Here is a 22,168-nt window from a genome sequence, read left to right on the forward strand (position 1 = left end):
GAGGGGCATCAGCGGCGTGCGGCGTGGGGCAGGAGCGCGTACGGCGCGACGTACCCGTTGTGGTCGATGCCCAGCCCGGCGTCGGCGGCGGCCTTGACGACCTCCTCGTCCCATTCGAGACGGACCCGTCCGTCACCGGAGTTGACCACGAGCAGATCGCCCCGGTCGTCGCCGACGTTCCGCAGGGTCCGCCAGGCGTCCTGCGGCACGGAGAGCATGTCGCGCGGGCCCAGTCGCACCGAGACCGGGTCCGTGCGGTTGAGGGTGATCTCCCACTGGCCGTCCTTCACGATGAGCGTCTGCGTCTCGTGCTGGCGGTGCGTGGAGACCCCCTGGCCCGGGTCGGCCCGCAGCCAGGCGACGTTGTGGCCGTGCGGGTTGAAGATGCGCGGCTCCTGGTGCGGGTCCTCGGTCATGCCGTACCCGATGACACAGCTCAGGCGTGCGCCCGCGCCGGGCAGCGAGCTGTCGAGGAACGGGTTCTCGGACCACACGAGTTCGTCCGTCGCGGCGATCCGGCGCCTCATCTCCTCGGGGCTGTAGTGGCGCAGCCGGTCGATGTGCTCCTGCGCCATCGGCCGCACGAGTTCCGCGCCCTCGCGGATCTCGTCCCCGGCGACGGTGTCGACGAGCTGGTTGTCCGCGGTCAGGTACAGGCCGTGCCCCTCGGCCTCGCGCAGTACGGACGGGCCCCAGATGATGCCGCCGGTGTCGTCCATGCCGAGGACGGTGAACAGCCATCCGTCGTCCGGCCCGGTGTTGGTGAACCCGCGGAAGATCCAGGTCGGGACGGAGACGATGTCACCGGCGCGCAGCGGCAGCTCGCCCTCGGTGCCGTCGGCGCCCCAGCGCAGCAGGTACTCGCCCTCGGTGCAGACGAACACCTCGGCCGTGTAGTGCAGGTGCAGATTGTTGGTGATGCCGTGGGGCATGGCCGCGGCACCGATGTTGTAACCGTGCGGAAGGCGCAGATTGACGAACTGGCCGGCCGCCTGCGACACCCCCGGACCGATCATCGCGTAGTTCTCCTTGCGGTCCGAGCCCGGCGTACGACAGTCGATGAACGCCTGGTTGCAGGAGACGAACTCGCTGCGGCGGATCGTGCGCCGGTCGAGTTCGGAGGGGGACACGACGGCATCGGGCATGACGACTCCTGTGGGTTTGGCGGTCCCGTGGACAGCGCGGGGGAGTGCCGCGAACAGAGACTGGCCACGCGGCTCGTGAATACGTATGCATTCCCATGACAGGGCGCCTCACCGGCAATGTCAAGGGGTGGGTCGGGATTGCCTTACGCCGGTTTCCGGCCGAACGAGAAGAGGCTTTGCATGCGACCCGCGTAGAACCGACCATCCGATACATACGTATCCTGGCTGGGAGGGTGCCGCGGGGCGCGGCGAACTACGAGAAGAGGGTCGATGGCGATCACGAGTCATGACGTGGCGAGGCTGGCGGGCGTCTCCCAGCCGACGGTGTCCCGTGCCCTGCGGGACGACCCCCGCGTGTCGCCGGTGACGCGGGAGAAGGTCAGGGAGGCGGCACGCGCGCTGAACTATGTGCCGAGCGAAGTGGGCCGCTCCCTGTCCACCCGCTCCACGCGGCGGATCGGCGTCATCGTGACCGACCTGACCAACCCCTTCTACCCGCATGTCGTCGCGCCTCTGCACGACGAACTCGAAACCCTGGGCTACCGGATGATGCTCCTGACCGAGCGTTCCGACGAGGCGGTCGCCCAGGAGAACCTCCTGGACCAGTCGCTCGACGGCGTTGTCCTCGCGACGGCCACCACCGACTCCCGCCTCCCGGCCCAGCTGGACCGCCGCGACGTCCCGTACGTGTTCCTCAACCGCGACACCGGCCGGGCCGGCGACTACGCCTCCGTCGTCGACAACGAGGGCGGCGGCCGCCTCGTGGCCCGCGAGCTCGCGAGGCTCGGGCACCGCCGCATCGCGGGCATCTTCGGTGCCGTCAACACCACCACGGGGCGCGAACGGGAACTCGGCTTCCGCCTGGCCCTCGCCGACGAGGGCATCGGCCTGCCCGAGGACCGGGTCGTACGGGGGCCGTTCGAGTACGACACCGGATACGGGGCCCTGCCCTTCCTGCTGGACGCGGCGCAGCCGCCCACCGCCGTGTTCTGCGGCAACGACGTGGTGGCGGTCGGTGTCCTCAACGCGGCCCGCGCCGCCGGCCTGCGCGTACCCGGCGACCTCACGGTCATCGGCTTCGACGACCTCCCCATGGCCTCCTGGGAGGTGCTCCGCCTCACCACGGTCCGCCATGACCTGCCGGAGCTGGCCCGTCAGGCGGCACGCCTGCTGGTCCGCCGGATCACGGGCGAGGCGGATCCCGCGGGCGAGCGCCTGGTCCTGCCGACGGAGTTCGTGCCGCGGGGGACGCACGGGCCGCCGGCCTGAGCCGTCACCCCCGTACGGCATCGGCCGGCGAGGACGTCGAGGGCGCCTCGGCACCGGCCCGGGACTCGGCCGGAGGCAGCGCGCGGAGCCGCCGCTGGCGCAGCACTCCGACTCCGACGAGCACGGCGGCGAGTCCGAGCGACAGCCACAGTTCGAGCCGGTGCCCCGGAAGAACCGCCATGAGGACCAGTACGCCCGCGATGAACGCGATGGTCGCGAGCGTCAGGTACGGGAACGCCCACATCCGCACCTCGGACGGCTCGGGTCCTCCCCCGCGCCGGGTCGCGTACTGGGTGAGCGCGATGACCAGATACATCATCAGGGCGATCGCGCCGCTGGATGCGATGAGGTACGTGAACACCCCCGGCAGCACGTAGTTGGCGATCACGGCGACGACGCCGATGACGGTGGACGCGACGACCGCGGTACGCGGCACACCCGTCGCGGACGTGACGGCGAAGGCCGCCGGGGCGTCGCCGCGCCGGGCCAGGGAGAAGGCCATGCGGGACGCGGTGTAGATCGCCGAGTTCAGGCAGCTGCTGACGGCGACGACGAGGACGACGTCCATGATGCGCCCGGCACCGGGGATGTTCATGCGGTCGAGGACGGCTTGGTAGGAGCCGTCGGCGAGCGCGTCCGAGTTCCACGGCACGAGACTGACGACGACGAAGATCGATCCGATGTAGAAGAGTCCGAGCCGCCAGACGACGGCACGTACCGCCTTCTTGATGTTCTTCCTCGGGTCCTCGGACTCCGCGGCGGCGATGGTGACGATCTCGCTGCCCTGGAAACTGAACATCGCGGTGAGCAGCCCGGCGAGTACGGCCATGCCGCCCTTCGGCGCGAAGCCGCCCTCGCTCCACAGGTGACCGACTCCACGGGCGTCGGATCCCGGCAGCAGGCCGAGGACGGCGAGCACACCTAGGGCGAGGAACGCCACGATGGCGATGACCTTGAGGAGCGCGAACCAGTACTCGAACTCGCCGTAGTTGCGCACGGCGAGAAGGTTGCTGCCGGCCAGGACGGCGATCAGCGTCAGGGCCGGTATCCAGCTGGGCAGCGCGAGGAGGCCGCCGAGGACCTCGCCGGCGGCGATCGCCTCGATGGGGATCACGAGGATGTAGAACCACCAGTACAGCCAGCCGATGGAGAAACCCGCCCAGCGGCCCAGGGCGCGGTCGGCGTACGTGGAGAACGAGCCGGTGTCGGGGTGCGCGACCGCCATCTCCCCGAGCATCTGCATGACCAGGACGACCAGGGCGGCCGCCAGGAGGAAGGAGATCAGCACGGCGGGCCCGGCCGCCGCGACGGCGGTGGAGGAACCGACGAAGAGTCCGGCCCCGATCACCCCACCGATGGAGATCATGGTGATCTGGCGGCCCTTGAGCCCTTGGGTGAGGGCGGTGCCGGGGGCGCCCGACGGGGGAGCGGACGAAGAGCGGTGGTGCATGGGAGACCTCGGGGGAGGAGGGAGCGGGGAGCGGAAGCCCGGCCGGAGGGGGCGGGCCGTGCCGTCCGCGGCGCCGCGGAGAAGCGGTGGGCCTGCCGTCCGCGGCGCCCGGAGCGCCCGCGCCGTGCGTCGCGGGCGCTCCGGGTGTCCAGCCGTCCCGTCCGCGCGGCGGCGCCGTGACGGCGACGGTTCAGAGCCGCTCGCGCAGCGGCGCGGGGACGGAGTCGAACGCCGAGGACGTACGGCCGACCCGGTCGATGCGCACGGTGGCCGTCGCCCCGTGCGCGGCGAGACCCTCGAAGGCGGAGATGCGCTCGACGGCGGGCGCCAGCGCGGCCGTGCCCTCCTCGGTCGCCCGCTGGTAGGTGAGCGGCTTGAGGAAGCGGGAGACCGACAGGCCCGCGTTGTAGCGGGCGGTCTTGCCCGTCGGCAGGACGTGGTTCGTACCGGCGATGCCCTTGTCGGAGTACGCCACGGTGGACCACGGGCCGATGAACAGCGAACCGTAGTTGGTCAGGTTGCGCAGGTAGAAGTCGTCGTCATCGGTGTGCACCTCCAGGTGCTCGGGACCCAGGACGTCGGCGACGGCGACCGCGTCGTCCCGGTCCCGTACGACGATCACGGAGCCGAAGTCACGCCAGGCGGGCCCCGCGATGTCCCGCGTCGTCAGCCTCTCCAACTGGCTCTCCACCTCGGCGGCGACCGCGCGGCCCATCGCCTCGGAGGTGGTGATGAGCGCGGCGGGCGAATTGGGACCGTGCTCGGCCTGACCGAGCAGGTCGGCCGCCACCCACGCCGGGTCGGCGCTGTCGTCGGCGATCACCGCCACCTCCGACGGGCCCGCGAGCAGATCGATGCCGACCCGGCCGAACAGCTGCCGCTTGGCCTCTGTGACGAAGGCGTTGCCCGCGCCGACCAGCATGTCGACCGGCGCCTCCCCGAGGAGACCGAAGGCCATCGCGCCCAGCGCCTGGACACCGCCGACGGCGAACACCCGGTCGGCCCGGGACAGGTGGGCGCCGTACAGGACGGCGGGGTGGGCGCCGTGCTCGCCGGACGGCGGCGTGCACGCCACGACCGTCGGCACACCGGCCGTCTTCGCGACGTTGACGGTCATGAACGCGCTGGCCAGCAACGGGAACCGGCCCGCCGGCAGATACGCCCCCACACGGGAGACGGGGACGTACCGCTGGCCGCAGTTCACCCCGGGGGCCAGCTCGATCTCGAAGTCGGTCAGGTGCTCGCGCTGCGCGGCGGCGAAGCGGTGCGTGCGCTGGTACCCCATCTCCAGCGCGGTACGGACGTCCGGGGGCAGCGCGTCCCCGGACTTCTTCAGCTCGGCCTCGCCGATCTCCAGGTCGCCGGACCAGCCGTCGAGCTCCTCGGCGTAGGCGCGGACCGCGTCCATGCCCTTGCGCTCGATCTCCCGCAGCATCTGCGAGACCCGCTCGACGACCTTGGGATCGCGCTGGGCGGGAGGGCCGTCGACGGCGGGCTTCTTCAGCCACTGGAGAGGGGGAAGGGCCTGTGCTTCTTCGTGCGTGATCTGCATGCCGGGAACGCTAAGCGCGACGCAGCCACAGGACTAGAGGGGCCAGTCCTCAGCGAACCACAGGGTTTTCCTGTGGCTTGTGCGGCGGGCCGGTCACACCGCCAGGTTCTGGCGCAGCTCCCGCAACGTGTCCTCGGCCAGCCGGGCCAGTTCCCGGGTGGCACGCGACAGCGGCCGGCCCCGGCGGCGGACCAGCGCGATCGTGTCGTACAGCGGCTCGGCGAACGACGCGGTGTGCAGCCCCGACGGGAACGACGGGCCGCTGACGACCGCGCGGCTGGCGATCGTGTCCCCGACGCCGACCGCGGCCAGCTTCACGGCCGCCTCGACGTGCTCCAGCTCGATCAGCGGATCGATCCGCACGCCGGCCAGCTGGGCGCGCTCCGCGAGCTGCCGCCGCGTCGGGTCCTGCCACCCGTAGTGGGCGTCGTACAGCACCAGGGGGGCGCGCGAGAACGCCTCGATGGTCACGGGCGTGCGCGTGAGCTCCGGGTCGGCGCTGACGTAGAACACCTCGTCGCGCAGCAGCGGTGTGACCGCGAGTTCCTCGTCGTCGACCGGGAGGACGACGAGCCCGGCCTCGATGCGCCCGGCGGCCACGGCGGCGGCGGTCTCCGCGGAGTTCTGGCCGACGAGCCGGACCCGGACCTCGGGATAGCGGGCGTGGAACATCTGCACGAGGTCCGCCAGCAGGTAGTAGTCGGCGTTCCGGAGCACTCCGAACGTCGCCGTGCCGCCGCCCAGCGAGCCCAGCGAGTGCACGGCGCGCATACCGCTGTCCGCCGCCGCCAGCGCCTCCTGCGCGTACGGCAGCAGTTCCTGGCCGGCGGTCGTGAGGGTCAGCGTGCGGCTGCCGCGGACGAACAGCTCCGTGTCCAGTTCCGCCTCCAGGCGCCGGACCAGCTCGGAGGCCGAGGCCTGGGCGATGTCCATGGCCTTGGCCGCGGCGGTGAACGACCCGAGCCGCTCGGCCTCGACGAAGGCCCTGAGCTGGTTGAGGGTCATGCGGTCCGTCCTTCCCGGAAGGACGCGGCCGGAACGGATGAGGGCCAGGTGACAGACATGCCGGAACCTTACGGGGACCAGCGGCCCCCACTGGAACGCGGGCACAGGTTTCTCCTGTGGATGTCACAGGAGAGGCCGGGCTTGTCCCGCGCACGGCCGGATGATTCGCTGCTGCGCACCCCCTTCGTCCCTACGCCACCGAACGCGGAAGGTGCCCTTCGCCATGCCCACCCCCCTGCCGCTCGGCCTGGTGCAGACGGCCGCCCTCCACCACGCCGACGACAGCCTCGACCTGTTCGCCGACCAGGTGCGCCGACTCGCCCGCACCCACCCCGCCGTCCGGCTGTTCGCGTTCCCCGAACTGCACCTGTGCGGGCACCGGCCGGACGAGGACCCCGAGCGGGTCATGCGCGCCGCGGCACAGGAACTCGACGGCCCCAGAGGCACGATGCTGGCCGGCCTGGCCCGCGAACTCGGGCTGTGGCTCGTCCCCGGAAGCGTCTACGAGCGCGGCGACGACGGCCGCGTCTACAACACGGCACCGGTGTACGCACCCGACGGAAGGCGGGTCGCCGAGTACCGCAAGATCTTCCCGTGGCACCCCTACGAGACCACGGCGGCAGGCGACCGCTTCGTCGTCTTCGACGTGGAGGGCCACGGACGCGTAGGCCTGTCGATCTGCTACGACGCCTGGTTCCCGGAGGTCACGCGGCACCTGGCGTGGCAGGGCGCCGACCTCGTGCTGAACCTCGTACGCACACCTACCGTCGACCGTACCCAGGAACTGGTCATCGCCCGCGCGAACGCGATCGTCAACCAGGTCTTCATGGCCAGTGTGAACGCCGCGCCCCCGGACGGGACAGGCCGCAGCGTCGTGGTGGACCCCGAAGGCCGGGCACGCGCCGAGTCCGGCTCCGAACCCGAGATCGTCGTGACGGACGTCCCCGACCTCGCCGAGGCCCGCCGGGTCCGTGAGCACGGCACCGCGGGTCTCACCCGCGTCTGGGACCCGTTCGAGCACGGCCGGCAGCCGCTGGAACTCCCCCTGTACGAGGGCCGGATCGACCCGGCGCGGTGGCGCAGCGGACTGCCACGCCGGTGACCGGCCAGAACCTCGGCAGCACCGTCGCCAGGCACCGGCCCCGCCCGGAGGGGTGCCCGTGGTCCCGCCCCGCCGGGGCACTCACGCCGCGAGGTACCCGCCGTCCACGGCGAGTACCGTGCCCGTGACGAAGGCGGCGTCGGCTCCCGCCAGGAAGGCGACGGCGCCGGCCACTTCACCGGCCTCGCCCCAACGGCGCATCGGGGTGCGGGTGATGATGCGTCGGTTCGCCTCGTCGTTCGCCTGTACGTCGTCGGTCAGCCCGGTACGGATCCAGCCGGGCGCGACGGCGTTGACCCGGATGCCTTCCCGCGCCCACGCCACCGCGAGTGCCTTGGTGAGCTGCACCACGCCGCCCTTGCTCGCGCTGTAGGCCGGGACCCTGGGACCGCCGAAGAAGCTCAGCATGGAGGCGACGTTGACGATGCAGCCGTGCGGCGCGGCGGCCAGGGCCTCACGGGCGGCCAGGCAGCACCGCATGGCGGCGGTGAGGTTGACCGCGACCACTCGCTCGAAGGCGTCGATCTCGTACTCGCGGTCCCGGGCGATGACGCCGGCGGCGTTGACCAGGACGTCGACCCGGGCGAACCGCGCCAGCAGGGCACGCACTTCACTGTCCCGGGTCACGTCCACCGTCACCGCACGTATTCCTCGCGGAAGGGTGTCCTCGACGCCGTCGGTGTGGAGGTCGGCCACGGTGACCTCGTCGCCGTCGGCCGCGAACCGCCTCGCGACCGCCGCCCCGATGCCGCGAGTCCCCCCGGTCACGACGACGGTCCTGCCGCCTGGCGTCGTCCTTGGTCCAGCGTGCACGGCTGCTCCTCGGTGTTCCGTCTCGTTGATGTACCGACGCCGATTGAACGGCAGGTCCGTACCGCGCATCAGCGTCCATGCGCGAAGCAGATGGCGGCCATGCGACTGCCGACGAGGACGGGCGGGCGAACCGGGTGCGCGCAGCGCGAATGGCCCCGATTCCCTTACGGAATGAGTGTCGAGACGTGAGGTGACCCGCGGGTTGGGTGGTGCCGCGGCCGGGCCGGCCCCGGTCGCCCGGCCGCGCGCGTACCGCCGTACGTCCACGTCGACAGGGCGGCGGGACAAACCGAAGCAGCTACGACGAGAGGGACTCGCACCATGAACGCCTCATCCCAGCCCGCCAACTCCCGCGGTGGCGGCCCCGTCATCCCGCACTCATCGGTCGTGCCACCGGAAATAGCCGTGCCCGCGCTGCCGGACGACGACCGCGTATGGGTGCCACAGGCGCCCGACGTCTGGTTCCGGCCCCTGATGTTCAACACCGTCACCGGACAGTGGTGCAACCTGCTGAAGGTCACGGCAGCCGGCATCGTGTCGCGTCACCGCCACCCCGGCGCCGTGTTCGGCTACGTCCTCAAGGGCAGGTGGCACTACTACGAACACGACTGGGTCGCCGAGGCCGGACACTTCGTCTACGAACCCCCGGGAGAGATCCACACGCTCGCCGTGCCGGAGGACTGTCAGGAAATGATCACGTTCTTCAACATCACCGGTGCCATGGCCTACGTCGACGAAAACGGCGTGCAGACGGGGTACGAGGACACGTTCACGAAGATCGACATGTGTCGCGAGCACTACACGAAGGTCGGGCTCGGGGCCGACTTCGTGGATCAGTTCATCCGCTGACGTACGCGCTGCACCCGCGGCCGGCACCACCGGCCGCGGGTGCGTCCGCACGCGCGAGGCGGTCAGCCCGCGGCCGACCTGATCTCCTCCACGGTCCTGCGGTGCGGAATGGGATCGACGGCGCCCAGTCCCGTGGTCGTCAGGGCCGCGGCCACCACGGCGTACTCGGCCGCCGCCAGTGGGGTGTCGCCCGCCAGCAGACGGGCCCCGAAGGCGCCGTCGAACGTGTCACCGGCGCCCGTGGCGTCCACCGGACGCACGGTGTGCGCCGGGACGTGGGTGAGGTGGCCCGCGTTCCAGAGCAGCACACCGCTGTCGCCCATCTTCAGCGCCACCACTTGGGGCCCGAGCCGGGCGAAGCACTCCACGACCGCCTCGGCGTCTGTCTCGCCCGTGACGAGTTGCCCCTCCTCCAGGCTCGGCAGCACGATGTCGGCCAGGGACGCGCTGTGCAGGATCACGGCTCGCGCCCGCTCCAGCGGCCACAGCGCGGGACGGTGGTTCGGGTCGTACGAGACGAGAGTGCCCGCCTGGCGCGCCGCCCGCATGGCGTGCAGAGCGGTGTCGCAGGCGGAGGACGAGATCGCCTGGGTGATGCCGCTGACATGCAGGAGGCCCGCCCGGGCGACGACGTCCAGCGGTACGTCGGCCGGGGACAGACGGCTGGCGGCCGAAGCGGCGCGCCGGTAGGTGAAGCGGTGCCCGGCTTCCGGCTGGCGCGTGACGAAGTACAGCCCCGTCTCCCCGCCGGGTTCACGGATCACGGCGGAGGTGTCGATGCCGTTGCTCCGCCACATGTCAAGCAGCAGGTGTCCGAAGGCGTCGTCACCGATTCTCGTGAGGTAGCCGGTGCGGGCCCCGGTGCGGGCCGCGGCGACGGCGGCGTTGGACGTGTCGCCGCCGAAACCCAGGGTGAACCGTCCGGCTCCGGTGAGGAGGCCCTCGTTCTCCGCGTTGAACTCGGCCAGCGGTTCGCCGAGGGCGAGGAACTCCGCGAACCGCGGACCCGTACTGCTGTGCTGCTCGGCGTCGTCGTTCGGAGAGGCTGCGTCGGAGGCGGTCATGTCTCAGATCCGGTGGTAGCGGGCGAGACCGGCGCGCAGCGAACCGGAGTCGAGGATGAGGCGGGTCTGCTCCTTCTCCCGCTCCTCGATCTCCTCCGCGGTGCGCCGGACGGCGTCCACGAGGTCGGCCGGGACGCGTACGACGCCGTCCCGGTCGGCGACGATCAGGTCACCGGGGCGGATGTCGACGCTGCCGACCACCACCGGCTCGTTGAGGGACACGGTGCGCATCCGGCCCAGGGTGGTGGCCGGCACCGCCGTGCGGGCGTACACCGCGAAGCCGGGGAAGTCCCGGGTGATCTCGGTGACGTCCCGGACGCCTCCGTCCAGCACACAGCCGGCCAGTTTGCGGGCCACGGCACCGGCCGTCATCAGCCCTCCCCACACGGCGACGTCGGCGCCGCCCGCGTCGATGCAGACGATGCTGCCGGCAGCGGCCTCGTCGATGGCCTGCAGCGCGTGCTCGGGAGGCAGTGACTCGTCGGCCGGGATCTCCCGCACCGTCACCGCGGGACCGACGAGAGTGCCGGACCCCGGGGCGACCTGGTGGACGGCGCCGGTCAGGTAACCGCGCCGGCCGTGCTGCTCCACGGCGTCGGCGAGGGAGGCCGTGGTGATCGACCGGAACGCCTCGAGGACGTCCTCGGGGTAGTGAGCGGACTCGCGCGAGGAAGCGTCGGAGGAAGTGGTGTCGGACATGAAGGCGTAGCCCTTTCGTCGAGTGGCAGCAAAACAACAAGGAAGGAAGGAGGGCGGGTGTCAGGCGGTCGCCTCCGGCTTGACCGGCTCCGCCGCGGCGCCCTTCCCGCCCTCGCCCCGGTCCGGTCGGTCGGAGCCCAGCGGGACGAGCGAGCGCAGGACGAACCCGTACACCAGGGCGCCCACCAGGGACATCCCGCCCGCCACCGCGAGCGGCACGAGGTAGGACCCGTCGAACGTGTCCAGCAGCGCGCCCACGACCAGCGGGCTGACGAACCCGGCCAGGTTGGAGGCCAGGCCCTGGATACCCGCGATGGATCCCACGTTCGCCGGACTGGGCGCCACGTCGGCGGGCAGGGCCCACAGACTCGACGCGGCGAAGCACAGTGCGCACTGGGACAGGGCGAGCAGGGCCAGCGCGGCGTACGCGTTCTCGACGTAGCCGGCGAGGACGATCACGGAGGACAGCACGAGGCCCGTGACGAGCGGGAACTTGCGCGCGTACGTCACGGAGCGGCCCCGGACCAGCAGCCACTTCTGCAGCCAGCCGCCGAACCACTGCGCGGGGATGGCCAGCAGTGCCGGAAGCATGCCGAGGAAGCCGAGTTTGAGCAGGTCGAAGCCCCGCTCGTCCACCAGGTAGGACGGGAACCAGGTGATGAAGAAGTACAGGACGAACGACAGGCAGAAGAAGCCGAGGACCATGCCCCACACCGTGCGGTAGCGCAGCAGCTGCAACCACGGCATGGCCGGAGGGCCGTCCTGACCGGCCGTGGCCGTCGCACCGTCCCGGATGTAGGCGCGCTCCGCCTCTCCGAGGCGCGGGTGCTCGTCGACGTCCCGGTAGAACTTCAGCCACAGCATGCTGAACGCCAGGCCCAGCAGACCGGCGGCCACGAACGAACCGCGCCAGCCGAGCCAGGCGATGACGGCGGTCGTGACGGGCAGCGCGATCGCGGTGCCGGCGCGGCCGCCGCTGTCGAAGATCGACGCGGCCATGCCCCGTTCGCGCACCGGGAACCAGCGCCCGACGATCTGCGAACTGGACGGATACGCGGGCGACTCCACCGCGCCGAGGAGCAGCCGGAGCATCAGCAGCACGATGAAGCCGGTCGCGGCGCCCACCAGCATCGTGGATACCGACCAGGCGATCAGGGCGAAGGCCATCATCCGGCGCGCGCCGAAGCGGTCGACGAGATAGCCGGCACCGGGCAGGAAGGCCGCGTACGTCCAGAAGAAGGCGCCGAGCAGAAGGCCGGTGACGGTCTTCGACAGGTCCAGTTCCTCCTGCATGGACGGCAGCGCGATGCTCAGGTTCGCGCGGTCCAGGTAGTTGATGGTGATGGCGCCGAACGAAAGCCAGATCATCGACCAGCGGACGCGCCCGGGCGGCGGTGCGGGCGGAGGGACTTGGGTCATCGAGAGCTCCTGTTGCGAGCGGGCACCGGACATGAGCGCGAGCGGGCCCGGACGGGGCGTGCCGGGACATCCGCCTGCCTGCGCTCGGCACTGTGTCGGCGCGGCCTGGGGCACGGCCCTCGTGGCGGTCGGCCGGACGAGGGGCCGTGGCGGGGACGATGGAGCGTGAGCGTAGAACGGTTGGGCCGACGCGGTTAAGCCCGCGGCGCGGATGCGCCTATTCGTCTTCCGGATCGCCCCTCATCCGCAGGGCACGACACTCTTGCCGACGGCCCTCGCGGGGGCGTACACCCAGGCAGCATGTTGCGAACAGATCTGCGTCTCGAGTGGTTGGTCTCCTTCCTCGGCGTCATCGACACGGGAAGTTTCAGCGCGGCGGCCGAGGTGGTGCATCGCTCGCAGCCCCGGGTCAGCGTGCACGTCGCCGCACTCGAACGGGCGGCCGGTGTCCCGCTGTTCGACCGGGATCAGCGGCCGGTCGCGCTCACCGACGCGGGTGCCGTCCTCGCCGAGCACGCCCGCACGATGCTGCGCCAGCTGTCCGACGCGGAGGACCGGATGGCCGCGCACCGGGGGGCCGCCCGTGGCATCGTCACCCTGGGCAGCTTCCCCAGCGCGAGCGCGGCGTTCGTGCCGCAGTTGCTGGAACGCATGGCGCGTACCCGGCCCGCCATCAAGGTCGTCCTGGTGGAACGCCCCACCCTGGAACTCGACGGCGCGCTGGCGGCGGGTGAGGTGGACATCGCCCTGCGCCCCATGTCTCCGCCGCCGGGCCCGTCCGTGGAGTCACGCCCGCTGTGGTGGGAAGGGCTCGTCGTCGTCCACCGGCCCGACCATCCGCTGGCCGGTCTGCCGGAGCCGTTGCCGGTCGGCAGGGTCGCGCAGTATCCGCTGATCACGATAGGCAGGCTGGGATCTCCCGAGGCCATGGGCTTCGAGACGTACCGGGCGTTCAGGGAACGCGGCTTCGAGCCCAACGCCGTCCAGGCCACCAACCAGCCCCAGACACTCATCGGCCTGGTCCGCAGCGGCCTGGGCATCGGGGTCACCAATGTGCTGGCGGTCACCTCGGCGGACGCCACCGGGGTCGTGGCGCGGATGATGGACGTGCCGTGCGGCCGGCGGGTCGCCGTCCACTGGAACGCGACCAACCCCCTGACACCCGCCGCGCGGACCCTGCTGAGGGAGATCGAGTCCTCCGACGTCCCGAGCGGCACCCGCCGTCTCGCCCCCAACGCCGCGGCCACCGTCCCCTCCCCCTGACCCGCGTGGACGAGGTGCCGCCCGGCCGCTATTCGCCAAGCGAATCCGGGTATCGCGCCGCGGTCCTTCCTGTCCCCCGAACACGCCCCTACTCTTTCGGTCGGTCGGAACGCGGACATCGGCCTCCTCAGAATTCCGCGTGCCGAATCGGTGCTCGCTCGCACCGCCTCATTCCCGGCCCGGAAATGTCCCTTGGTGCGTCCGGGCGCGCCTCCCGTGGATCTCCCTGGAGGAAATCCGATGCAGAAACCGAAGTATCTGGCGTCCGCCACGGCCGGTGTATCCGTGCTGCTCGCCGGTGGAATGGCCGTCACGGCATTCGCCGTCCCCGGCGGCTCGCCCCAGCACGGAGCGCCCGCCCGGTACGAGGCCGGGGCGGGAGCCGCGGACGTGAAGTCCGGGCCGGCGGCCGCGTCGGCCGCATCGCGGGACGTCAATCCCGTCGCGTCGAAGGCCCAGGTCCTGGCACTGACCGCCGACTGGAAGGGCGCCCGGTTCCCCGACGGCCGCCCCAAGGTCTCCGACGACCTCCTCAAACGCATGAAGGTCGTCTCGATCGAACAGGCGTGGGGCTACCTCAAGGGCGAGGGGTACGCGAACCAATTCGCCGGCGGCTGGCAGATGATCCACGAGAACAGGACGATCATCGGTCGGGCACTCACGGCCCAGTACATGCCGAGCAATCCCGGCCTGGAAAAGAGAATGACCGACGCCGGCCACGCCGCGGGAAACGACGGCCAGATGAACACCTGGCCGATCGAGAAACTTCAGAAGGGTGACGTGTACGTCGCGGACGGATTCGGGAAGGTCCAGGACGGAACGCTCATCGGCGGAAACCTCGGCAGCACGATCCACAAGAGGACCGGCAACGGCGTCGTCTTCGACGGGACCCTGCGGGACCTGGAGGAGCTGGAGGACATCAAGGGGTTCAACGCCTTCGTCCGCGGCTGGCACCCCTCGTACATCCAGAACGTCATGCTCACCGGCGTCAACCGTGTCACCCGGATCGGGGAGGCCGTCGTGCTGCCCGGCGACATCGTGATCGCCAAACGCGAGGGCGTCGTCTTCGTCCCGGCGCACCTCGCCGAGGGCCTCATCGAGGATGCCGAGGTGTCGCTGCTGCGCGACATGTTCACCAAGGAACGCCTGGCCGACGGGACCTACACGTCGGGCCAGTTGGACAAGGGCTGGGACGAGGTAGAGCAGAAGATCAAGGACGACTTCCTCGGCTGGCTGAAGGAGAACAAGGACAAGCTGCCGGTCCCGGCCGACCGGGTCCAGGAAATCATCGACGCCTCCGACTGAGCGCGCCTCGGCCGAACACCGGGTTGCAGGCACACGTCCAGCCACCTCGGCTGGGCACCCAGTGGCCGGCACCCAGCCACCGGTGCGGACCGGGCCCGCCCATCACCCGCCACCCCCACGTCATCGGCCGCCCGCCCGTGCGGCCGCTCCCTACCACCCCGGCCACGGCGGGACCTTGCCACCGCGGCCGGGGCATCCCCGGGTCCCCGACCCCACTCACGCCCGAAACGAGGAGCTCACCCATGCGCGACGAAGCGTCCGCCCCCGAAGAGACCACCCGCTCCGAGGGAAAGTCCCGGCGTAGCCTGCTCAAGCTCTCCGCCGCCGGTCTGGGCGGCCTCAGCCTCGGCGCCCTGGCCATGCGGCCCGTCGAGGAGCAGGTCGACTACCTCTCCCAGAACGTCAGCCGGGCCTCCAAGCCCTCCCAGCTGAAGATCACCGACCTGCGGGTGGCCGTCCTGGACGGCGTGCCCTTCACCAGCCCCATCGTCCGCATCTCCACCAATCAGGGCATCAGCGGCTACGGCGAGGTGCGCGACGACGCGGACAAGCGCTACGCCCTCGAACTCAAGTCCCGCCTGCTCGGCGAGAATCCCTGCAACGTCGAGATGCTGTTCAAGCGCATCAAGCAGTTCGGCAACCACGGCCGCCGCGGCGGTGGTGTGTCCGGCGTCGAGATGGCCCTGTGGGACCTGGCCGGCAAGGCGTACGGCGTCCCGGTGTTCGCGCTCCTGGGCGGGGCCTACCGCAAGAAGATCCGCCTCTACACCGACACCACGGAGTCCGAGAACCCGAAGGAGTACGCGGCCCGCATGAAGGACCGCGTCGACAAGGGCTTCACCTTCCTCAAGATGGACCTCGGCCTGGAACTCGTCGCCAAGAAGCCGGGCACCGTCGTCGGCGGGAGCTACTGGGATGACAACCTGGAGCAGTACAACGGCGACCCGGGGTCGTACGGCCAGACGCAGCACAACTTCACGATGGTGCAACTCACCGACAAGGGCCTGGAGATGATGGCCGAGTACGTGGAGGCGGTGCGGGACGCCATCGGGTACGACATACCGATGGGCATGGACCACACCGGCCACTTCGACGTCAACACCGCGATCCGGCTGGCCAACCGCTTCGAGCGGTACAACCTGGCATGGCTGGAGGACCTCGTCCCGTGGTTCCACACCGAGGACTGGAAGGAGATCACCAAGGCCGTCAACGTGCCCACGATGACCGGCGAGGACATCTACGGACTCGAGGCCTTCCGCAAGCTGTGCGACGAGGACGCCGTCGACCTGATCCAGCCCGACCCGGCCACGGCCGGCGGCATCCTGGAGACCAAGCGCATCGGTGACTACGCCGCCGAGAAGGGCAAGGCGATGCCCCTGCACTACGCCGGCTCCCCGGTGGGCGCCATGGCGAGTGCGCACATCGCGGCGGCAACGGAGACGTTCGTCGCCCTCGAGTACCACGCCACGGACGTGCCGTTCTGGAACGACCTCGTCCAGCAGGAGGAGCCCTTGATGAACAAGGGCTGGTACCAGCTCACCGACAAGCCGGGGCTGGGCATCGAGATGGACGAGAAGGAGATGGCCAAGCACCTCCTCAAGGGCGAGAAGCTCTTCGCCCCGACCCCGGAGTGGAACAAGAAGGTCGCCTGGGACCGCACCTGGAGCTGATCGGACGGCCGTGCACGCGGCGGCGGACGCCATGCGCCGCCGCGTACGGGCCACGGCCTCACCGTGCCGGGAACGGGGGAGCGCCGCTTCGGGACTGGGCGGCGGCCGCGGGGAGCGCCGCGAGCCGCACGCAGCGCGCCACCGCCCGCAGCGCGGGGGAGTCGGCGCGGTCGGTACGTCTGCCCAGTGCCATCTCCCGGTGCGTGGGCGTGCCGGTGAGCCGGACGGACGTGACGTCCGTCAGATCGGTCGCGTGCAGAGCCAGGAGGTCCGCCACGCCCACACCGCAGCCGAGTCGGACGAGTGCCACGACGGTCTGCGCCTGCGGCGTACGGAGAACGGCCGGGGGCCGGCCGGGGTCGTGCGACGGCAGGCTGGCCCGCCCGCCGCGGCCGGCACCGGGCAGCACCCCGGCCAGGGCGTCCGCCGCGTCGTCCGTCATCACCAGGGGACGGCCGCGCAGTTCGGCGGGGGACAGCCGCGCCGGCAGCTCGGCGGCCATGTCCCCGGCCGCCACGACGACGAACTGCTCCCGCCACAGGCGCGACCACCCGAGGAGGGGTTCGGCGTCCTCCCCGTCGCCGCTGACGGGGACGACGGCCAGATCGAGCCGTCCCTCCCGCAACTGGCTCCTGAGTGCGGCCGTGGTGTCCTCGGCCGTCTCGACCCGCACGTCCGGCCGGACGCGCCGCAGCCACATCAGGGTCCGGGGCAGGAGGAAGGGTGCCGCGCCGGTGCAGATGCCGAGGCGTACCTCGCCGCGCCGCCCGCGGCGTACCTCGGCGGCCGTCTCGGTGATGCGCCGCGTCTGACGCAGCACCATCCCGGCCAGCGGCAGCAGTTCACGGCCCTCCGGGGTCAGGACCGTCGGCGGCAGCGTCCGGTCGAACAGCTTCACGTGCAGGGCCTTCTCCAGCGCCGCCACATGTGCGCTGACCCGCGACTGGGACCGGTACAGCGCGGCGGCGGCCGCGGAGAACCCTCCGTGCTCGGCCACGGCCACGAAGCTGCGCAGCCACTCCGTGCGGTATTCCAACGGGTCCCCGATTCCCTCTGCCGGACCGGCCGCCCGCACGGTGCGGCACGGCGTCTGCGGCGGTCCGCCTCGAACGCGGAAGAAAGCAGCCGTCATGAGGACCGAACCCTCATCGGGCATCAGGCGGATTCGCGCCGTACCAGCCGGTGCGCCAGCAGCACCTCCCTGGCCGGCCCGTCGTCCCGCCCGTCGAGCCGGTCGGTCAGCACGCGGGCCGCCGACCGCCCGATCTCCCTGGCCGGGTTCAGTACGGTGGTCAGGGCGGGGGAGACCAGCGCCGCCGCCTCGATGTCGTCGTAACCGGTGATCGCCACCCGGCCGGGTACCGGCAGGCGCGAGGTCCGTGCCGTGTCGAGGGCGCCGATCGCGATGAGGTCGTTGGCGCAGACGATCGCGTCGGGCGGTTCGGCGGCGGCCAGCAGCCGGGCGGCGCCCGCCCGGCCGCCCTCGCGGGTGAAGTCCGTCCACACGACGAGCTCCTCGGGCACCGCGAGCCCGGCCTCGGTCAACGCCTCCCGGTAGCCGCGATGGCGATCGCCGCCCGGTTCGGCGCCCGGTGCGCCGCCGATGAAGCCGATCCGCCGGTAGTCGCGGTCGCGCACCAGGTGCCGTACCAGGTCCCGCATGCCCTCGGTCTCGGCGGCGTGCACGACGTCCCCCGGCCCGGCGTCCAGTCGGCCGCCCAGCCGCACCACGGGCGCGCCGGTCGCCAGCAGCGCGTCGAGCACCCCCTCGTCGGTGGGATACCGGCCCAGCACCAGGCCGTCGATCCGGCGTGCCGTGAGCTGCCGCATCACCGCGCGGACCCGGGACGGCTCCTTCGGCGTCTCGCACACCACCGTCAGGTAGTCCTCGGCCAGCGCCGCCTCCTGCAGACCGGCGGCCAGTTCGGCGTTGAAGGGGTTGGTGATGTCCGGCACCACCAGGCCGAGCAGACGCGTGCGCTGAGTGCGCAGTCCGCGCGCCGACGGGTCGGCCTGGTATCCGAGGCGCCGTACGACCTCCTCCACCCGGGCGCGGGTGGCGGCCGACACCGGCCGGCGGCCGCTGAGCACATGGGACACCGTGGTGACGCTCACCCCCGCCGTCGTCGCCACGTCCACGATGGTGGCCCGGCCGTTGTGCCGCATCCCGCCTCCGTCACCCGTCGGCGGTCTGCCCCGCCGTTCGTTCGGTCTCCCCGCACTCTACCCAAAATGCAAAACGTTTTGTAGCGTGCTGCTCCGGGTCGACGCCGAGAATGCGCTGCCCGCCCCAAGCCTGTGCTCCCACGATCCTCGTGTGATGCAAAACGATTTGGATTGGTCATGGCCTCCCCTCCACCCTCCGGCCCGCCCACGGGCCGCCTCAGCCGCAGAGGACTGCTCGGCGCCGCCCTCGCGGCCGCCGGCGGCGCGGCACTGACCGGCTGCTCGGGTCGCGGCGGCACCGCCGACGGCGGCACGGCCCTGCGCTTCCTGGGCCCCAACACCGCCGAAAGCCTGCGGCCCCTGACCGACGCGTACCGCACGGCCCGGCCGCGATCCCGGGTCGACTACACCGCCATCCCGCCCACCCAGCTCAGCGACGTGCTCCAACTGCGGCTGACCGCGAAGGACACCGCCATCGACGTCTACTTCGCGGACCAGCCGCGCGTCCCGGCGCTCGCCGCCCGCGGCTTCCTCACCGACCTCGGCGCCACCCGCCACGGCACCGACGCCCGGGCCCGCGCCGCCGTCAGCGAGGAGCAGTACACCGCCAGTTCCTGGGACGGACACCTGTGGTCACTGCCGTTGTGGACGTCGACCCAGTACCTCTTCCACAACACCCGCCTGCTCAACGCCGCCGGCGTCCGCCCGCCCCACCCCGACCCGGCCGACCGCTGGACGTGGGAGGAGGCCACCGAGGCCGGCCGCCGCACCCAGGACCGCACCGGCGCCCAGTACGCCCTGGTCCTGGAGCAGATCCAGTCCTACTACTGCCTCCAGCCCCTCGTGGAGGGCCTGGGCGGCGGCTCCGGCATCACCGGCGACGACATGCTCACCCCAGCGGTCACCACCGACGGCTGGGTCCGCGCCATGACCTGGTACGGCCGGCTCTTCGCCGACGGCCTCGCACCCCGGGCCGTCACCCAGGCCCAGACCTCCTCGCTGTTCAGCACCGGCAAGGCCGCCTTCTTCGTCGGCGGCCCCTCCAAACTGAGCGAGTTCGCCGCGGTGAAGGGCCTCGACTGGGGCGTCGCCCCGCTGCCGTACTTCGCCGACGGCCGGCCCGTGACCCCGACAGGCTCCTGGTCGATCGGCGTCAACCCGTACAGCCTGAACGCCGAAGAGGCCGGCCGGTTCACCGAATTCGCCTCCCTCGATCCCGAGGGGAACCTCGCCTCCGTCGCCGTCTCCCCGCTCATCCCCGCCAACCGCGAGGCGTTCGACCGCTACACCGCCGACCTCGAACGCCAAGCCACCCGCGCCACCGAGGGCGTGCCCCGGATCATGCGCCACGAACTCGCGCACACGGCCGTCAGCCGCCCCCGCAGCATCGGCTACACCCAGTTCGAGACGGTCATGGGCTCCGCCTTCTCCGACATCCGCAACGGCTCGCCCGCCGACTCCAGACTGGCCGACGCGGCGGACGAACTGGTCCGCACCTGGGAGCGCCTGCGATGAGCACACCCCGCACCACACCCCGCGCCTCCGCCCGTACTTCCGCACACACCTCCGTCCGCCCGGCCGCCGAGCACGGCGAGCCACCCACCCGCCCCACCACGTCCGCTGAGCCCGCGCTGCCCTCCCGGAAGGCATCCCAGCTCAAGCCGGCCCTCTGCTTCCTCGCCCCCGCCGTGCTCGCCCTCGTGGTGCTGCGCCTGCTGCCCGCCGGCATGGCCGTCGTCGACAGCCTCCACCACCACAGCCTCACCGACGGCGTCACCCGCTTCGTCGGCCTGGACAACTACGGCGACCTGTTCCACGACCCCCAGTTCCGCGACAGCATCCTGGTCACCCTCGTCTTCAGCCTGGTCATCAACCCGCTCCAGGTCGCCGCCGCCCTCGCCCTCGCCGTCTTCTTCAACCGGCGTTTCGCCGGCGCCCGCTTCTGGCGCTCCCTGGTCTTCCTGCCCATCGCCGTGCCGCCGGCCGTCTCAGCCGTCATCTGGAGCATCCTGTACCGGCCCGAAGGCCCCCTCAACGCCCTGCTGCACACTCTGGGCCTGCCCGACCAGCGCTTCCTCACCAGCCCCGAGCAGGCACTGCCCTCCCTCATCGTGCTGATGTCCTGGGTCGGCGTGGGCTACTGGATGACCTTCCTCATCGCGGGCCTCCAGGACATCCCCGGCGAGGTCTACGACGCCTGCGCCGTCGACGGCGCCTCCGCATGGCAGCGCTTCACCCGCATCACCCTGCCGCTGCTGCGCCGCCCCCTGGCCTTCGTCCTCGTCGCCGACACCGTCGCGAACTTCCTCGTGTTCGCCCCCGTCCAACTGCTCACCCAGGGCGGCCCCGAAGGCTCGACCAACCTGATGATGTACGACGTCTTCCGCCGCGCCTACAGCGTCGGCGACATCCACTACGCCGAAGCCGAAGTGGTGCTCCTGGTCGCCATCACCCTGGTGGTGGTCGGCGTCCAGTACCGGCTGATGCGCGGCGAGGAGTAACCCATGACCACCGACACCCTCACCGACCCACCCGCCCGCACCGCCCACCGACGGCATGCCCCCCTGCGGCACGCTCCCGCCGTCGTCGCCGCCGCCATCGGCCTGCTGTTCGCCCTGCCCCTGCTGTGGGTACTGGCCGGCTCCCTGCGGCCGGGCGACGAGGTGCTCGCCGGCCTGGACGAGCTGACCTGGCGCTCCTTCGTCCCCACCCACGCCACGCTCGACAACTACGCCACCCTCCTCCAGGGCGACTTCGGCCGGGCCGTGCTCAACTCCGTCGGCGTGGCCGCCGCGGTGATCGTCGTCGGCCTGCTGCTGTCGGCCACCGCCGCGTTCGCCCTGTCGGTCTTCGACTTCCCCGCCCGGGGCGCGGTGTTCGCCGTGATCCTCCTCAGCTTCATGATCCCCTTCGACGCGATCGCCATCCCGCTGTCCGCCACCCTCCGGGACTGGGGACTGCAGAACACCTACCTCGGCCTGATGCTGCCCGGCATCGGCAACGGCCTGGCCATCTTCCTGCTCCGGCAGTTCTTCCTCGCCGTGCCCCGCGAACTCGTCGAAGCCGCCCGCATGGACGGCCTCGGCTGGTGGGGCGTCTTCTGGAAGATCTACCTGCCACTTTCCCGCCCCGCCCTCATCGGCGCCGGCCTGACCCTGTTCACCTTCCAGTGGCAGTCGTACATGTGGCCGCTGCTCATCGGCACCGAACCGAGCCGCCAGCTCGGCCCGATCGCGCTCAGCACCCTCCAGGGCCAGCTCGTCGTCGACTACGGACAGGTCTTCGCCGCCGCGGCGATCCTCACCCTCATCCCCCTGCTGGTACTACTTCGCCTCCAGCGCTACTTCACCCAGTCCATCGCAGGCAGCGGCCTGAAGTAGCCCCCGGCCCACGACGA

The 22,168-nt window shown here is 71.4% G+C and carries 19 protein-coding genes; 9 read left to right on the forward strand and 10 right to left on the reverse strand.

Features of this window, described 5'->3' with window-relative positions; genetic code table 11:
* Positions 1-8: 8 nt before the first annotated feature.
* Positions 9-1,145: a cupin domain-containing protein gene (locus RI578_RS37785; RefSeq protein ID WP_310875307.1), complete on the reverse strand. Its 1,137-nt coding sequence runs from the start codon at positions 1,143-1,145 to the stop codon at positions 9-11.
* Positions 1,146-1,415: 270 nt separating this feature from the next.
* Here RI578_RS37785 and RI578_RS37790 point away from each other — a divergent pair, with 270 nt between their 5' ends.
* Positions 1,416-2,414, forward strand: coding sequence for a LacI family DNA-binding transcriptional regulator (locus tag RI578_RS37790; protein WP_310875308.1), 999 nt, complete (start codon positions 1,416-1,418; stop codon positions 2,412-2,414).
* A 4-nt stretch (positions 2,415-2,418) separates the two neighbouring features.
* Here RI578_RS37790 and RI578_RS37795 read toward each other — a convergent pair whose 3' ends face one another.
* From RI578_RS37795 to RI578_RS37805, 3 genes are all read right to left on the reverse strand, one after another.
* Entirely contained in the window at positions 2,419-3,864 is a 1,446-nt protein-coding gene (locus RI578_RS37795) for an amino acid permease (RefSeq protein WP_310875309.1), read from the reverse strand.
* A 190-nt stretch (positions 3,865-4,054) separates the two neighbouring features.
* On the reverse strand, positions 4,055-5,416 hold the full coding sequence (hisD, locus tag RI578_RS37800) for a histidinol dehydrogenase (protein WP_310875310.1): 1,362 nt from the start codon (positions 5,414-5,416) through the stop codon (positions 4,055-4,057).
* Between the two features lie 93 nt (positions 5,417-5,509).
* Complete coding sequence (locus RI578_RS37805; protein ID WP_310875311.1) at positions 5,510-6,421, reverse strand: LysR family transcriptional regulator; 912 nt, start codon at positions 6,419-6,421, stop codon at positions 5,510-5,512.
* Between the two features lie 223 nt (positions 6,422-6,644).
* Between RI578_RS37805 and RI578_RS37810 the strand changes: the two genes are divergently transcribed.
* On the forward strand, positions 6,645-7,523 hold the full coding sequence (locus RI578_RS37810) for a carbon-nitrogen hydrolase family protein (protein WP_310875312.1): 879 nt from the start codon (positions 6,645-6,647) through the stop codon (positions 7,521-7,523).
* An 81-nt stretch (positions 7,524-7,604) separates the two neighbouring features.
* On the opposite strand, the gene RI578_RS37815 is transcribed toward RI578_RS37810, so the two are convergent.
* Entirely contained in the window at positions 7,605-8,291 is a 687-nt protein-coding gene (locus RI578_RS37815) for an SDR family oxidoreductase (RefSeq protein ID WP_310875313.1), read from the reverse strand.
* A gap of 366 nt (positions 8,292-8,657) precedes the next feature.
* Here RI578_RS37815 and RI578_RS37820 point away from each other — a divergent pair, with 366 nt between their 5' ends.
* Positions 8,658-9,185, forward strand: a complete 528-nt coding sequence (locus RI578_RS37820) for a 2,4'-dihydroxyacetophenone dioxygenase family protein (protein ID WP_310875314.1) — start codon at positions 8,658-8,660, stop codon at positions 9,183-9,185.
* 62 nt (positions 9,186-9,247) lie between these two features.
* Here RI578_RS37820 and RI578_RS37825 read toward each other — a convergent pair whose 3' ends face one another.
* Genes RI578_RS37825 through RI578_RS37835 form a run of 3 tightly spaced genes read right to left on the reverse strand, consistent with a single transcriptional unit; the run spans position 9,248 to position 12,367 of the window.
* Positions 9,248-10,249 (reverse strand): sugar kinase, encoded by a 1,002-nt coding sequence (locus RI578_RS37825; RefSeq protein WP_310875315.1) that lies wholly within the window; start codon positions 10,247-10,249, stop codon positions 9,248-9,250.
* A 3-nt stretch (positions 10,250-10,252) separates the two neighbouring features.
* Positions 10,253-10,948, reverse strand: coding sequence for an RraA family protein (locus tag RI578_RS37830; RefSeq protein WP_310875316.1), 696 nt, complete (start codon positions 10,946-10,948; stop codon positions 10,253-10,255).
* Positions 10,949-11,008: 60 nt separating this feature from the next.
* The gene (locus tag RI578_RS37835) at positions 11,009-12,367 is read right to left on the reverse strand and encodes an MFS transporter (RefSeq protein ID WP_310875317.1); all 1,359 of its coding nucleotides are present in this window, start codon (positions 12,365-12,367) and stop codon (positions 11,009-11,011) included.
* A gap of 300 nt (positions 12,368-12,667) precedes the next feature.
* Between RI578_RS37835 and RI578_RS37840 the strand changes: the two genes are divergently transcribed.
* The 3 genes from RI578_RS37840 (at position 12,668) to RI578_RS37850 (ending at position 16,605) form a co-directional block, all read left to right on the forward strand.
* Positions 12,668-13,630 carry a LysR family transcriptional regulator gene (locus RI578_RS37840; RefSeq protein ID WP_310875318.1) on the forward strand — a complete coding sequence of 321 codons (963 nt, stop codon included), beginning with the start codon at positions 12,668-12,670 and terminating at the stop codon, positions 13,628-13,630.
* 240 nt (positions 13,631-13,870) lie between these two features.
* The gene (locus tag RI578_RS37845; RefSeq protein ID WP_310875319.1) at positions 13,871-14,935 is read left to right on the forward strand and encodes a hypothetical protein; all 1,065 of its coding nucleotides are present in this window, start codon (positions 13,871-13,873) and stop codon (positions 14,933-14,935) included.
* 242 nt (positions 14,936-15,177) lie between these two features.
* Positions 15,178-16,605, forward strand: coding sequence for a mandelate racemase/muconate lactonizing enzyme family protein (locus tag RI578_RS37850; RefSeq protein WP_310875320.1), 1,428 nt, complete (start codon positions 15,178-15,180; stop codon positions 16,603-16,605).
* A gap of 58 nt (positions 16,606-16,663) precedes the next feature.
* On the opposite strand, the gene RI578_RS37855 is transcribed toward RI578_RS37850, so the two are convergent.
* Both RI578_RS37855 and RI578_RS37860 read right to left on the reverse strand, forming a co-directional pair.
* Positions 16,664-17,641, reverse strand: coding sequence for a LysR family transcriptional regulator (locus RI578_RS37855; protein WP_310875321.1), 978 nt, complete (start codon positions 17,639-17,641; stop codon positions 16,664-16,666).
* A 119-nt stretch (positions 17,642-17,760) separates the two neighbouring features.
* Complete coding sequence (locus RI578_RS37860; protein ID WP_310875322.1) at positions 17,761-18,771, reverse strand: LacI family DNA-binding transcriptional regulator; 1,011 nt, start codon at positions 18,769-18,771, stop codon at positions 17,761-17,763.
* Between the two features lie 177 nt (positions 18,772-18,948).
* Between RI578_RS37860 and RI578_RS37865 the strand changes: the two genes are divergently transcribed.
* From RI578_RS37865 to RI578_RS37875, 3 genes are read left to right on the forward strand one after another with little or no spacing between them, the layout of a single operon-like run.
* A complete protein-coding gene (locus RI578_RS37865) occupies positions 18,949-20,286 on the forward strand; it encodes an extracellular solute-binding protein (RefSeq protein ID WP_310875323.1) in 1,338 nt (445 codons plus the stop codon).
* Complete coding sequence (locus tag RI578_RS37870) at positions 20,283-21,272, forward strand: sugar ABC transporter permease (RefSeq protein ID WP_310875324.1); 990 nt, start codon at positions 20,283-20,285, stop codon at positions 21,270-21,272. The genes RI578_RS37865 and RI578_RS37870 overlap by 4 nt, the downstream gene beginning before the upstream one ends.
* A gap of 3 nt (positions 21,273-21,275) precedes the next feature.
* A complete protein-coding gene (locus RI578_RS37875; RefSeq protein WP_310875325.1) occupies positions 21,276-22,151 on the forward strand; it encodes a carbohydrate ABC transporter permease in 876 nt (291 codons plus the stop codon).
* Positions 22,152-22,168: the final 17 nt, after the last annotated feature.

This window comes from Streptomyces sp. BB1-1-1, assembly GCF_031597775.1.
Classification (GTDB): Bacteria; Actinomycetota; Actinomycetes; order Streptomycetales; family Streptomycetaceae; genus Streptomyces; species Streptomyces thinghirensis.

Coding starts and splice junctions, on each gene's coding strand:
- RI578_RS37785 (WP_310875307.1), bottom strand. CDS start 1,145: ATGCCCGATGCCGTCGTGTCCCCCTCCGAACTCGACCGGCGCACGATC.
- RI578_RS37790 (WP_310875308.1), top strand. CDS start 1,416: ATGGCGATCACGAGTCATGACGTGGCGAGGCTGGCGGGCGTCTCCCAG.
- RI578_RS37795 (WP_310875309.1), bottom strand. CDS start 3,864: ATGCACCACCGCTCTTCGTCCGCTCCCCCGTCGGGCGCCCCCGGCACC.
- hisD (WP_310875310.1), bottom strand. CDS start 5,416: ATGCAGATCACGCACGAAGAAGCACAGGCCCTTCCCCCTCTCCAGTGG.
- RI578_RS37805 (WP_310875311.1), bottom strand. CDS start 6,421: ATGACCCTCAACCAGCTCAGGGCCTTCGTCGAGGCCGAGCGGCTCGGG.
- RI578_RS37810 (WP_310875312.1), top strand. CDS start 6,645: ATGCCCACCCCCCTGCCGCTCGGCCTGGTGCAGACGGCCGCCCTCCAC.
- RI578_RS37820 (WP_310875314.1), top strand. CDS start 8,658: ATGAACGCCTCATCCCAGCCCGCCAACTCCCGCGGTGGCGGCCCCGTC.
- RI578_RS37825 (WP_310875315.1), bottom strand. CDS start 10,249: ATGACCGCCTCCGACGCAGCCTCTCCGAACGACGACGCCGAGCAGCAC.
- RI578_RS37830 (WP_310875316.1), bottom strand. CDS start 10,948: ATGTCCGACACCACTTCCTCCGACGCTTCCTCGCGCGAGTCCGCTCAC.
- RI578_RS37835 (WP_310875317.1), bottom strand. CDS start 12,367: ATGACCCAAGTCCCTCCGCCCGCACCGCCGCCCGGGCGCGTCCGCTGG.
- RI578_RS37840 (WP_310875318.1), top strand. CDS start 12,668: ATGTTGCGAACAGATCTGCGTCTCGAGTGGTTGGTCTCCTTCCTCGGC.
- RI578_RS37845 (WP_310875319.1), top strand. CDS start 13,871: ATGCAGAAACCGAAGTATCTGGCGTCCGCCACGGCCGGTGTATCCGTG.
- RI578_RS37850 (WP_310875320.1), top strand. CDS start 15,178: ATGCGCGACGAAGCGTCCGCCCCCGAAGAGACCACCCGCTCCGAGGGA.
- RI578_RS37860 (WP_310875322.1), bottom strand. CDS start 18,771: ATGCGGCACAACGGCCGGGCCACCATCGTGGACGTGGCGACGACGGCG.
- RI578_RS37865 (WP_310875323.1), top strand. CDS start 18,949: ATGGCCTCCCCTCCACCCTCCGGCCCGCCCACGGGCCGCCTCAGCCGC.
- RI578_RS37870 (WP_310875324.1), top strand. CDS start 20,283: ATGAGCACACCCCGCACCACACCCCGCGCCTCCGCCCGTACTTCCGCA.
- RI578_RS37875 (WP_310875325.1), top strand. CDS start 21,276: ATGACCACCGACACCCTCACCGACCCACCCGCCCGCACCGCCCACCGA.